At 49.7% G+C, this 11,433-nt stretch carries 8 protein-coding genes; 2 read left to right on the forward strand and 6 right to left on the reverse strand.

Annotated elements, in window-relative coordinates:
* Positions 1–216: 216 nt before the first annotated feature.
* Positions 217–645, forward strand: coding sequence for an Hsp20/alpha crystallin family protein (locus ACLTD4_RS21530; protein ID WP_002605368.1), 429 nt, complete (start codon positions 217–219; stop codon positions 643–645).
* Positions 646–766: 121 nt separating this feature from the next.
* Positions 767–1,363, forward strand: coding sequence for an HdeD family acid-resistance protein (locus tag ACLTD4_RS21535; RefSeq protein WP_002605369.1), 597 nt, complete (start codon positions 767–769; stop codon positions 1,361–1,363).
* Positions 1,364–1,365: 2 nt separating this feature from the next.
* On the opposite strand, the gene ACLTD4_RS21540 is transcribed toward ACLTD4_RS21535, so the two are convergent.
* The 6 genes from ACLTD4_RS21540 to ACLTD4_RS21565 all read right to left on the reverse strand — a co-directional run bounded on the left by ACLTD4_RS21540 (position 1,366) and on the right by ACLTD4_RS21565 (position 11,150).
* Positions 1,366–5,118: an EAL domain-containing protein gene (locus tag ACLTD4_RS21540; RefSeq protein ID WP_117621864.1), complete on the reverse strand. Its 3,753-nt coding sequence runs from the start codon at positions 5,116–5,118 to the stop codon at positions 1,366–1,368.
* A 52-nt stretch (positions 5,119–5,170) separates the two neighbouring features.
* Positions 5,171–6,124 carry a cell wall-binding protein gene (locus tag ACLTD4_RS21545; protein WP_117621863.1) on the reverse strand — a complete coding sequence of 318 codons (954 nt, stop codon included), beginning with the start codon at positions 6,122–6,124 and terminating at the stop codon, positions 5,171–5,173.
* Between the two features lie 213 nt (positions 6,125–6,337).
* Positions 6,338–6,856: a YcxB family protein gene (locus ACLTD4_RS21550; protein ID WP_117621862.1), complete on the reverse strand. Its 519-nt coding sequence runs from the start codon at positions 6,854–6,856 to the stop codon at positions 6,338–6,340.
* A gap of 17 nt (positions 6,857–6,873) precedes the next feature.
* Positions 6,874–7,401 (reverse strand): hypothetical protein, encoded by a 528-nt coding sequence (locus ACLTD4_RS21555; RefSeq protein WP_055657695.1) that lies wholly within the window; start codon positions 7,399–7,401, stop codon positions 6,874–6,876.
* A gap of 58 nt (positions 7,402–7,459) precedes the next feature.
* Positions 7,460–8,638, reverse strand: coding sequence for a DUF3239 domain-containing protein (locus ACLTD4_RS21560; protein ID WP_117621861.1), 1,179 nt, complete (start codon positions 8,636–8,638; stop codon positions 7,460–7,462).
* A gap of 268 nt (positions 8,639–8,906) precedes the next feature.
* Positions 8,907–11,150: an ATP-binding cassette domain-containing protein gene (locus ACLTD4_RS21565; RefSeq protein WP_412331551.1), complete on the reverse strand. Its 2,244-nt coding sequence runs from the start codon at positions 11,148–11,150 to the stop codon at positions 8,907–8,909.
* Positions 11,151–11,433: the final 283 nt, after the last annotated feature.

Consider the following 11,433-nt stretch of genomic DNA (forward strand, 5'->3'; position numbering starts at 1 on the left):
GAAACAATCCCTTTAAATTGTATTTACAATATGAATTTTCTGTGAAAAAAGCATAAAATTAGCACTCTACTGTTGACAGTGCTAACAAATGGTGCTATAACGTAATTGTAACAAAAAGGAGCACCACAATGAAAAAGGTGGCCGACTTTTAACCATATATGTGCTGCCGACAAGGTGTCAACACATATAAGAAATTCATTTTAGGAGGAATGACTTATGATGATGCCTAGTATTTTTGGAGAAAACTTATTTGACGACTTTATGGAAGATGCTTTCAAGAGCCCGATCTTCGGAAAACGGGAAAAGAATCTGATGAAGACCGATATCAGAGAGAATGAAAACGGTTATGAACTCGATATGGATCTGCCCGGATTTAAGAAAGATGAGATCACCGTCAACCTTCGCGACGGCTATGTAACCATCTCCGCCGAACGCGGTATGGAACGAAGCGAGAAGGACGAGAAAACCGGTAAGTACGTTCGCCAGGAACGCTACAGCGGTTCGTGCCAGAGAAGCTTCTATGTCGGCGAAGCTGTGAAACAGGAAGATATGAAGGCGCGCTTCGAGGATGGTATCCTTCATCTGGAATTTCCGAAGACCTCCCAGAAGCAGGTTGAGGAAACACACCGCATCTTAATCGAATAACAGGCAAATCCCGGGACGAAAAAGCCCTCCATCCCGGAACAGGGCGGGCCGCATAAGACGGCCCGCCCTGTTTTAACAAAACACCGGTATCCCAATGTCCAATTACAAAAGGAGAATTACTATGATCTGGAAAGAAATGAAACGCTCATACCTTGTCATATCCATCTGCGCCGCGCTGCTGGGCCTTCTGCTGCTTCTGCTGCCCGGACCCACACTGGCGACGGCCGGCATCTGTACAGGCGTCTGTTTCATCGTCTACGGCGTCACAAAACTGTTTGAAGTTACCCGGTTCAGAAACCACTTTGCCAATTACTGGCTGCAGTGTGTGCTGGCGGTTCTGCCCATCGTATTCGGAGTCATTTTCCTTTTTAAACCGCTGGCCGCAACCTCCATACTTCCGCTTATCCTCGGGGTCTTTCTGGCCGTCTATGGAATTATGGGCCTTAAGACCTCTGTGAAGCTTAAAAAGTTTGGCCTGGATTCCTGGTGGTTTAACTTAATCACGGCTGTTTTAACCATACTCTTAGGCGCTCTGGCTATCTTCAATCCTTTTGCCACGGCTGCTGCCATGGTCATGATGATGGGCGCTATCCTGTTTACACTGGGTCTCTTCCACGTGGTACAGTACTTTGTAGCCTCACACCGCTTTAAAAAGGTCGGAAGACAGATCTCCGAGCTGGAGAAGGAATGGGATTCCTTCGACTGGTTCTGGTTTTAATATTACACCGAAAACTGCTCCACCTCCACGGGCTTGCTGTAATAGTAGCCCTGGATGGTGGTGCAGCCGTAGGCCTTTAAGAGCTCCAGCTGTTCCTTTGTCTCCACCCCTTCCGCCACACAGTCCACATGAAGGCTGCGGCACATCTCGATGATACACTTCACAACGATCTGATTCTTTTCATTCCCCACCAGATTTTCAATCAGCGACTTATCCAGCTTTACCTCATCAAAATGCATGATGGACAGGATGGACATATTGGCGTAATCCGCCCCAAAGTCGTCCAGCGATATGCGGAACCCTGCTTTCCGCAGCTTCGATCCGACAGCCTCTATCACCTTGTGTTCGATATCGCCGATACTCTCCGTGATCTCTATCATCACCAGGCTGCTGGGAACATCATATTTGTTCTTAATCTCTGTCAGCATCTGGAATAAATCGCTTTCCAGGAGAGTAATTCTGGAGAAATTCACGGAAACGGGAATCAGGGGCCTGCCTTCCGTTTTCCACCTGGAGAGAAGCCGGAACACCTCCTCCAGCATATAAAAATCAAGATACCGGATAAGCTTCATCTTTTCCAGCAGCGATACAAATTTGACCGGGGACTGCAGCTCATGGCCCGGCGCCTGATACCGCGACAGCGCCTCCACAGAATGCACCGTTCCCGTCTCCGGATCGAACTTGGGCTGAAGATAGAGCCGGTAATATCCCTGCTCCACATCGTGGACTAAAAGCTTCATCCTTTCCGGCGAATAGTGTTTGCGCACGTCGTCACTGTTCTTGTAGTAAATCTGCTTATTCACCAGCATCAGCTCTTCCGCGTGATGCAGAAGCATATCGAAATCGGTTAAGTGTTCCACCCACGTGGCGCCTAAGGATACTCCGTTGGGCGTCTGCGAATCCAGTTCCAGCCCCATCTCCCTGACATGCTTCATGAAGCCCTCATACTCCTGGTTCATAGCAATGATCACGAACTCGTCGCCGCTCAGACGGAAGATCTCCCCATCCGGGAAACAGGAACGCATGACCTCCGTGACCGTGATGATGGTTTCATCTCCCCTGGAATGTCCGTAATCCTGGTTGAGCTGTTTCAGTCCGTTAATGTCCGCCGTGATCATTCCGCAGGACTCCCCGAACTTTCTCTGCACCCCGTTCTGGTAGCGGACGAAACTGCTTCTGTTTAAGAGACCGCTCAGCGTATCGTGCCCGGCCTCAAACTCCAGCCGTTCATAGAGGCGCCTCTTCTTAATCTCATTTGCAATATTATAGGCGATGGAATCCAGGAAACGTATAGTGTCCTGGTTGATATTCGGATTATCCACCCCGATATATCCGCAAAACGCAGATTCATCCTCAAATGGTACGGCAAACAGACTGTGTGCATTCCGCCTCGTTAAGAACTGGTACTCACTGGGATACGTATATTTAAGTTCTTCCACCTGCGACAGGATCAAATGCTGTTTTTTATTGAAGGTCTCCACGATATAAGGGATCGCGTCCAGGGCAATGTTCTGTAACGATGCCTTCTGGGGCGGCACCCCTTCCCTGCACCATTCGTAGATATTATGGGCATACCCATGTTCCCGGTCGATTTCGATGATATAAGACCGCTCTCCGTCGTAAAAACGGGTGATCAGCTCCAGAATGCGGGTGATGCCCGTCTCTAAGTCGTCGGCGCTGTTCAGAGTCCTGAGACTCTCCAGCATAACCGTCTCCATGTGGTATTTGGCGGTTGTCGCCCGGTCCCCGATCAGATGATTTCCCACGTCCACGGCAATCTCCATGCGCACCGGACGTCCATTCCACTCCACCAGCTTGTCCTTCACAATAAAGTATTTCTTTAAATAGGGATTCTCATATTCCCACATGAAAAACTTATCTTTCACCAGCTTCGCGTTATTGCAGAACGGACACGGCGTGTTTCTTCCCTGAAGCATCTGGTAACACTTCTGTTTTTCAAAGTCCTCCAGCTTCATACCGAACAGATCTCGCCCCACCCGGTTCACATAAAGCAGGGTATAATCCTGTATATCACTAATGTATACAATCTCTTCCAGTTCATCGAGCAGCCATTCCCGGTTCACATACTCCATGGGGACGACTCTCGATATCTTGTCTCCAAACACGCTGTAGCAGGACTTACCGGACTGTTTGGCATACCGCAGGGCCGTATCCGCCTTTACATACAGCTCCTGAAATCTGGTTCCATGGCGGGGACTGACGGCGATACCGATGGAATTGTTGACTGCAATGCGGTTTTCCCCCTCCTCCTGGATAGTCTGAAGCTCTCTGGCCACCATCTGTGCCTTACGGTATACAGCATCCTCATCCTGGATATTGAACAGAAAGACCAGGAATTCGTCTCCTCCCAGCCGTCCCACGATGGCATCCGTATCAAAGATATTCTTCAGTTTGTACGCGATTCCTGCCAGCACCTTGTCGCCGTACATGTGGCCGAAGGTATCGTTGACATTTTTAAAATTGTCCACGTCAATGATGAGAAGTGCACTCTCCTTCTGACCGTTCTCATTTAAAATATAATTGATCTCCTGAAGAGAGGCCGCCCGGTTAAGAAGATTAGTCAGCGGATCGATTCTCGACTGGCGAAGCAGTTCCAGTTCCCTGCGCTTCTTCTCCTCGACATTCTTCACGTAGACAAATCCGGTCAGATGGCCTCCTGACTCGATTAAATAGATGGTGGTATTACACCAGATCATCTCCGCCTCCGCATTCAGGCTGCGGTATTCGCACACTGCCTCCTGGCGGCCTCTCTCATACTGGCTGCGGAGAAATTTCGGATTCATCTCCTGCAAAAAGAGAAAGCGGTCCTCCGGGTGAACATTCTTTTCCGCCCAGCATTTTAAAAACTGTGAATATTTGCAGTTGACCGACAGGCCGACCGAGGCCAGCATATCTTTTTTCTTCTCAATGATCTTTTCAATGATCATGTCGTTGTCAATATCAATCTCATAGGAGGCCAGCGCGTCTCCCATCAGAGCCTGGCGGTACTTCTCCTCCTGCTGGTATTTCTCCTGTTCTTTCTGTTCCTTACTGATATCCTCGACTACGCCTATGGCGATGTTGTCCGGGCCGTTTCCGTCGTGAAGCATCGTATGGGTAACCCTGTACCAGCTCTGGCCGCCGTCGGGCTGACTGGTATGCAGAAGCGCACAAGCCATAAGCTTCCCCGCCCTTAAATCAAGAAACATCTGGCGAACGGCAGGCAGGCTCTCTTTGTCCACGTGCCGGTCTCTCATCATCTTCCTGCTGAAGTCCTCGATCTTCCCGGACTGGACAAAGGGCAGGCTCCGGATCCCCTGCAAATAGGCACAGTCCTCATCCACATGGTATTCCCATATAATATTATTGCATCTGGACAGCGCTATTTTATATCTCTGTAAATTCAGGGAAAGTTCCTGTTCCAGACGCCTTTTTTCCCTGTCCCCGCTCTTTTGAAGTATAACGGTGATTTCCGGCATAGCCTGATCCCGGCCGGAATAAAGCCGCTGAACGGCCAGATGGTACTCCTCTCCCTCTCTGGTAAAGAACACCTCCCAGCTCCTCTCATCCGGCTTGAACTCAATCCGCTGTTCCGCAATATCCCAGATCACTTCGGAAAGCTCCCTGCCGGAACAATCTGACACGGGATATCTCAGAAATGTCTGCATTTCTTCATGTACATATATCACCTTCTGCTCTGAATCCGCCGCGATGGCAATCAGCGGTGAGCCAGTCTGCAAGCCGTTTTGCGGCATATAGAATTACCTCCCAAGAACAGGCATCCGTTCTTTCTCTGTTGTATCGGCGCTACTGCACCAGAGCCCCGTCAGCTCCTACCGTATATCCGTCAGGCGTTGTCGTATTGACCAGCATCTTACCATCAGCGGCGTCACAGTAATACCGCTTACCGTTCCAGTCCACCCAGCCGGTGGCCATGTATCCCCGCTCATTAAAGAAGTACCATGCACCGTCAATCTGCTGCCAGTTGGAGACGGTGTAGGTTCCATCCCCGTTTCTGTACCACCATCCGGATTCATCCTGCTTCCACTCGCCCGCAGGGCTGCCGTTCTGATAGATGGCTGCGGCCGTATCGTTGTCAATATATCTGGAGGGGGATTCCACCCATTCTCCCTTGTTTTCCGGTTTCAGTCTGTTTACCGGACGTACGCGGTAGAAATACGTTCCGGCCTTCGTCATAGCCGCGGAGAAGTCGTAGGAATTCCCCGCTGTGGTCTTCGTAGTTCCCACCGTCTTTCCATCCCGGTAAAGCTTCACCTCATAGCTTCCGGCTCCTGTGGACTGGCTCCAGGATACTCCCGTCGTGGAGGTCCAGGCGGCCTGTTCAATAGCGGAGGTCTGCTCCGCCAGCGGCGGCAGCTGCATGGTTATAACCAGCGTGTGAGACTCATCCTCACGGCTGTAATCTACGAACGTTGCACCCTTCAGGGTGATTTTATCCTTCGATACCGCGAACTTGTATCCATCTTCCGCGTAGATGCTAACCTTGACAACCGGGATATCCTCCTCCGACCAGGAGAAGCCTGTATTGAGGAACTCATATTCTCCTGCGGAATACTTATCGCTTTTCGGGGTGACTTCTATTTCCTGGTCCTGAATATTCTGCCCGACCTCCATATCCGCTTCCACCACAAGAGATACCGAACTGATCTTCGTCTCTACCACCGCCAGTGCCGTCATCCCCGTCATTCCTGATATCAGTGCCGCGCAGAGCAGCGCAGCCGCTACCTTTTTTACTCTCATTTTTCTGTCTCCTTTAATTGTTTATCGTGACGCCCTGTACTTCTCATTTTATTCGTATTTCCAATAAAAATCTCTATTTCCGTATTCATTCATTATATATAAAATGAGGCGATAATTCAAGCCTGCGAGGCCTGATAAAGAAGAAAAGCCGCCAGGCGTAAATACGACCTGTCGGCTGTGTGTATGGCAGTATGTATGAGTATCCATGTGATTCTATTTCTTATGCTTCATACGAATGATTTTAAGCTTCTTATTCCGGCTCTGCAGAAATGCCAGTAAATCCTCCAGTTCTCTCTGCTCCAGGTCCTTTTTAAAGACAGGCTGAAACTGACTTCCACGGGTCACCACTGCCAGGATCTGTTCTGTTTCCACCACCCGTTTTAAAGACTGGTATAACAGTTTTACTTCTGCATGGTTGGTAAGGTTGATCCCCACCAGTCCCTCCTCGTCAAACCAGGTTATATATTCATACCTGTCCGTACCGTTCAGTTCCCTCATATTTCTCAGATTTTTGTTCACTGTAATTCTCTTAAGCAGTATTCTGACGAGCAGAAAAAACAGGAAGCCAAAAAGGTAAACTGCGGCAAGGAGATATTTTTCAAGGAAAATAAGTGCTATCCCCCCTATGAACAGTATGATGATTAATGCATTCATCGATGCCGGAATTCCTTTTTTCCCAAGTTCTTTAAGCACTGCCTCATCCAGAATACCAGATGTCTTAAATAATTCCATGCTGCTCCTTCTCCCCGTTATGACCCATGAACCCTTCGTGCAAATTCTTTAATATACGGCTTGAATTTTTTTCTTTCCACAGGCTGCATCACGAGGGGGATCGCATATTCCGTCACCGTCATTGCAAAGAATTGTTTGCTGTCCTTAAAGTAAAAGGCCACTTTACCCATGGGGCCAAACTTCACTTCCTTTAACTGATCCGCGGTAATATGTAAGATAAAATCGGGATCCGGCTCCATGGATCCCAGGGATGGACAGGGCACCGCCATGATATACAGCTCATTCTCCCGGTAGCGAACAATAAAGCTGGGGAGTGAAGCGTAACCGGTCTGGATCCGTTCATATCCCGCCACAGTGGAAATCATGTCCTTCGCGCCCTGGGCCATGACGATTTCGAAGCCAGCCGTTTGCGGCACTGCCTTTTCTGAACCGTCCCTCACTGCCATTAAGAAGCCTTCATACCTCTTTTTACTTCTTTTCTCTGTTGCTTTAATCAGTATTAATGCGATAACCAGTGGTATACATAAGAATAAAATTAAATACATTCCTTTACCTCCGAGGCCAGTTTCTTTATATATTCCATAAAATTCTCTCTTTTACTTTTCATATCTGGCTGTCCGCCAGATTTCCCAGTTCCATAAAAAATTCTCTCATACAGCTTTCTTCCAGGGCGTACAATACTTCTGCCTCCGGGCTGATCTGATAATAAGTCCTCTGATAAGCAGGCCTGGCGATACTCTTCTCATTGATGTAGATGGTCATGTCTTCCCCCAGCGGAGCCTTCCCCGTCGTGACCACCGCCTGTTTCCAGGGAATAAACGCATTCTTTCTCCAGATTCCCCGGCTGGTGACCATGCAGTAACAGAAGATGAGGGGAATCTCATTATCCTGCAAGGCGTTCCGATTCTCCTGCTGCCGCTTTGCAAATTCTGATGGATTGCTGAATATGGTGATCAACTCGTCTTTTTCATCCGGCTGGCATATATATTCATAGACCTTTTTTCTGGCCGCCAGCTCTGCAAGCCGCTGATACAGCACGTTCTCCTTCATGCCCTCTGACAACTGAGGGGGAGCCGGGTATGCTTTCTTCGGGTGAGCCGCCTTCATCTCCTCCGTGGCAACAAGCCGGTATTTTTCCGAGTTGTCATAACGCCGGCAGATCGGAGTCCCATCCTGCCTTAACTCCAGAATCTCAAGGTGCTCCAGATCACCGTACTTTTTATATGCAAAATTCAGCAGTTCCCATTCCTTTTCATCAATTTCCCTGATCTTCTCCTCCAGAACCGTGTTCTGATCCGTCGCCCAGCAGTATGGATGAATCCGAAAACGCCGGAACTGGGGCCTCTCCTTTGACTCTTCAAACATGGAGGCGCACGGAATCCGTTCCCCCACTGCAGCCTGATGTCCAGGCAGTTCCTTCAGTTCAAACCACCGCAGGCCGTAAATACGGTTTTCTCCCGAATAATCCAGATTTCCCAGCGCATATACCGTCAGTGGGTCTGTCTTTGTCACGATGGCCGGTGTCGCCACCCCGTCCTCGTAAACCATGCGCAGATAATTCTTTGGCTTTCCGGTATTTTGAATCAGCATCAGTACCAGAAGCAGTCCTGCAGCCACAAAGCCAACGACTGCCGCCGCTCCCATTCCCAGAAAATGAAAGCCCGCACCGACTGCCGCCGCAAGCAAAAATATCAGACATGTCTTCTGCTTTGTCTTCCGGTTTTCCGCGGTTTCTTCATCTAATTTCCGAGCCCGTTTTAAATCGATCCAGTTATTTTCCATCCTGTGTACCCTTTCTCACGCTTTCCATTCAGCAGACGATAACATCATAATTATACAACCAGAAGTGAGAACGGGTCTGACGTTTCATGACAGTTCCGCGTACGATTCGTTACATGCGGATTTCATGGGAAAAATCATTTGGCGCGGAGTGCGCATCCTCCCGGAGGTTTTTTATTTCATAGAACGAACTGTCCTATGAAATAAAAAAAGCTGCTTTGCACGCGGACTCTCATACCCCGCAGACAAAGCAGCATTTTCCTCGATTTTTCTATTGTGCACAGGACGCCCGCAGACATTTGGCCGTCAGCGTCTCTGCAGACCGTATCATATCCATGGGCGTTCCTTCAAATACGACCTCCCCGCCGTTTTTACCGCCATCAGGCCCGATGTCGATGATCCAGTCCGCCTGTTTTATCACATCCAGGTTATGTTCGATGACAACCAGACTGTTTCCGCGGGATACGATCAGATCGAACAGTTTTAAAAGATTCTGAATATCCGACGCATGCAGCCCGGTGGTCGGTTCGTCCATGACGATTATGCTTCCCTTTTTCCCCAGGTTCTTCGCAAGCTTGATTCTCTGGCGCTCACCGCCGGACAGGGTACTGAGAGGCTGTCCCAGCGTCAGATATGAGAGTCCGACCTGCTGCATTACCTTCAGATGTTTTCGGATCTTCGCATCCTCAAACAGATCCATCGCCTGTGATGCGGTCATTCCCAGCAGTTCAACGATATTTTTGCCTTTGTATGTGCAGGCCAGCGCTTCCTCATTATACCGCATTCCGGAACAGGCTTCACACTCCGTGACGATAGGATCCATGTATGCCAGTTCGGTGACAATAACGCCCTTCCCGCCGCATACCGGGCATGCACCGGTGGAATTGAAGCTGAACAGTCCGTCCGGCTTCCCGCTTTCCCTGGCCAGCAGCTTTCGTATCTCATCGAAGAATCCCAGATACGAGGCTGGTGTGGAACGGTTTGTTGCCGTGATGGGGCCCTGATCGACCATCACGATGTCGCTTTCATACTGTCTGGCAAATACCTGGGATATGAGTGTGCTCTTTCCCGAACCGGCGACTCCGGTCACCACGGTCATAATCCCCAGCGGTATGTCTGCATCCACATGCTTCAGATTATGCAGACAGGCTCCGCGAACCGGCAGACTTCCGGTTCGCTTTCTCGGTTCCATCTTGACCGGCAGCGTCTCCATCATTGCATTTCCCGTCAGACTGCCGGACCGGAGCAGTTCCGGATACGTGCCGGCAAAGACGATCTCCCCACCATTCTGCCCCGCCCGGGGGCCTACGTCAATCACATAGTCGGCGATCGAGATCACATCCTTGTCATGCTCCACCACCAGCACCGTGTTGCCCTTGTCACGAAGCTGTTTCAGAAGGCTGTTCATGCGGTAGACATCCCGTGGATGCATCCCGGCGCTGGGTTCGTCGAAAATATACGTCAATCCTGTCAGGCTGCTTCCCATATACCGGACCAGTTTTAGGCGCTGGGCCTCGCCGCCGGACAGGGATGGGGTATCGCGGTTTAAATGGAGATACGGCAGGCCGATCTCGATCATCCGGTCCAGTCCTTCAATCAGTGTCTGCACCAGTACATCCACCGTCTTATCGGTGATCTGCAAAAGCACTTCACGAAGCTGAGTGAGTTCCATGCCGCATAAATCCGCAATGGAACAGCCATTTATTTTACAGCTCAGGGCCTCCTGATTCAGCCGTTGTCCATGGCATTCCGTACACACGGTCTCGGCAATCAGGTTCTGTGACTTTTCCTGTGTATGCCTGCTTTTATTGCTGATATCCCGATTCAGGAGTGTCTTCGTGTACTTGTGATAGATTCCGGTCACCTTCGGGCTCTCCGGCTTATCCATGCCGTTCCGGGAACCGTACAGCAGAAGATTGTACTCTTCGTCCGAGTACTCCTTTAACGGTTTATCCAAATCAAACAGGCCCGACTTGGCGTACTGCTTCCAGTACCAGGTTCCGGGGCTGTACAAAGAATCCTTCACGCAGCCCTCATTCCACGATTTGTCCCGGTCCAGGATAGCTTCTATATCAACCTGAGTGATCTTACCGATCCCGGAACAAGTCCTGCACATCCCATTGGGATCGTTAAAGGAAAAATAGGATGCAGTCCCCACATAGGGGCTGCCGATTCTCGAAAATAACAGGCGCAGGCTGGAGTACAGTCCGCTGATCGTCCCTACTGTGGACCGGGCGTTCCCGCCCAGAGGCGACTGATCCACAACTACAGAAGCCGTCAGATGATCAATGCGCTCCACCGCAGGCTTCGGGTACTTTGGAAGCCTGGACCGCACAAATGCCGGATAGGTGGCGTTCATCTGCCTCTGTGATTCGGCGGCTATGGTATCAAATACAATACTGGACTTCCCGGATCCCGACACGCCCGTAAATACCGTGATCTTCTCCTTTGGAATTCGGAAAGATACATGCTTTAAATTATTTTGAGTCAATCCCTGGACAATAATATCTGCCATCTCTTTACCCCTCTTTCTCATCTGCGAATACTCTCATGCAAGATCAGATTTTTCACAGTCTGCTTCATTATAGCAGATTGAGATAAAGGTGTCTTGATATTTCCTGCTCGTTTCCGGTTTTCAAACTCAAAAAAGACGCCGTAAAACCTGGCAAAACCAAGGTTTTCGGCGTCTGTCGCAACGTTCCTGAGCGGATTCGAACCGCTGGCCTTCCGCTTAGGAGATGGCCCCAGTGCATATATTCCCTATCAACAGGGATAAAGAAAATGCAGTTATATCAAGG

Source organism: Hungatella sp., from assembly GCF_046966825.1.

Coding starts and splice junctions, on each gene's coding strand:
- ACLTD4_RS21530 (WP_002605368.1), top strand. CDS start 217: ATGATGATGCCTAGTATTTTTGGAGAAAACTTATTTGACGACTTTATG.
- ACLTD4_RS21535 (WP_002605369.1), top strand. CDS start 767: ATGATCTGGAAAGAAATGAAACGCTCATACCTTGTCATATCCATCTGC.
- ACLTD4_RS21540 (WP_117621864.1), bottom strand. CDS start 5,118: ATGCCGCAAAACGGCTTGCAGACTGGCTCACCGCTGATTGCCATCGCG.
- ACLTD4_RS21545 (WP_117621863.1), bottom strand. CDS start 6,124: ATGAGAGTAAAAAAGGTAGCGGCTGCGCTGCTCTGCGCGGCACTGATA.
- ACLTD4_RS21550 (WP_117621862.1), bottom strand. CDS start 6,856: ATGGAATTATTTAAGACATCTGGTATTCTGGATGAGGCAGTGCTTAAA.
- ACLTD4_RS21555 (WP_055657695.1), bottom strand. CDS start 7,401: ATGTATTTAATTTTATTCTTATGTATACCACTGGTTATCGCATTAATA.
- ACLTD4_RS21560 (WP_117621861.1), bottom strand. CDS start 8,638: ATGGAAAATAACTGGATCGATTTAAAACGGGCTCGGAAATTAGATGAA.
- ACLTD4_RS21565 (WP_412331551.1), bottom strand. CDS start 11,150: ATGGCAGATATTATTGTCCAGGGATTGACTCAAAATAATTTAAAGCAT.